Source organism: Lyngbya sp. CCY1209 (assembly GCF_035615495.1).
GTDB lineage: Bacteria > Cyanobacteriota > Cyanobacteriia > Cyanobacteriales > Microcoleaceae > Limnospira.
The window spans coordinates 1-1085 of the sequence record NZ_JAJENU010000143.1 but is presented as its reverse complement, the minus strand read 5'-3'; the positions used below and the strand labels follow the sequence as shown (position 1 = coordinate 1085).

Below are 1085 nucleotides of genomic sequence, written 5' to 3'. Positions count from 1 at the left end.
TCGGATCTGAATCCACAGGCAAGATGCCCGATGCTCCGTTTTGAATTTTGCCTCATTTGAGCCGAAACGGTCTACTATAGCAATGTGAAATGATTCGTGAAAAATCGATCCACTCAAAGCCCCCAGTATTGGGGGTTTGGGGGCCAGACAATTTTACAAATGGTTTCCGATTGCTATAGGATTGATCCGGTTCGGCCGATCGCGTCGATTTCTTAACTAAAATTTAATGAAAATCGGGATGCGATCGCCCTCTGAGATCGATTATATTGGTGTTGAGCCGATACCGTTAATCGACATGATAACCATCAATCCCAAACGGGTGAAACGGGCTGTCCATTATTGGATCTGGGGGTTAATTTTATTGGAGGTTGCGATCGCCAGTATTTACCTCGGCGGCGTCTTGTTCGCCAGGACAGTCTATTCCCCCTTCGATATGGATGGACGCATGACGTTGCCAACTTTATTGCAGGCTTCGATTCTGTTCCAGTTGGCTTTCGCTTATTTGCTGATGTTCTTCTTGTCCCGCCGATTGCAACGGCTTCCGTCCCCCTATTTTTGGTTGGTTCAGTCGGTGTTATTATTTTATGTTGCCTTTGATGAACTGTTGAAATTACATCTAGGATTTGGTCAAATTGCACCCATTGCGGGGACTCAATATTGGATCGGAATTTACAGTTTCTTAATTGTGGCGATCGCGGTTTTCTTTTTCCGCGATATCAAAGCACTGTGGAATTTTGACCGCCGCCTGGTCATTTTGGGAGTGTCTGGGCTGTTGCTGGCGGTGATTGGCGGGTTCGGGGCGGAGATGGCAAAGTCGATGATTTTAACACCTGTTCTGTATCATTTTTTCGGCGATCGCGAAGTTTTGATTTGGGTGATTCAACAAGTCAGAGTCGCCGTCGAGGAATTTTTAGAGATGTTGGGTGAGACGTTATTATTGTATGCGGTATTGCTATTTACTGCCCAAACAATTGAGTCGAAATAAGGAAGGATTCAAAGTCCCCCTTTTCAAGGGGGATTTAGGGGGATCGGATATCCCACAAAGATTCAAACTCCCCCTTATCAAGGGGGATTTAGGGGGATCG

The 1085-nt window shown here is 45.9% G+C and carries 1 protein-coding gene; it reads left to right on the top strand.

Annotation, left to right across the window (positions count from 1 at the left end; translation table 11 throughout):
- The first annotated feature begins 295 nt into the window (after positions 1–295).
- A complete protein-coding gene (locus tag LKE08_RS01620; protein WP_324702444.1) occupies positions 296–985 on the top strand; it encodes a hypothetical protein in 690 nt (229 codons plus the stop codon).
- Positions 986–1085 lie beyond the last annotated feature (100 nt).

Excerpts from the sequence above, each read along its gene's own strand:
- LKE08_RS01620 (WP_324702444.1), top strand. The coding sequence starts at position 296 with ATGATAACCATCAATCCCAAACGGGTGAAACGGGCTGTCCATTATTGG.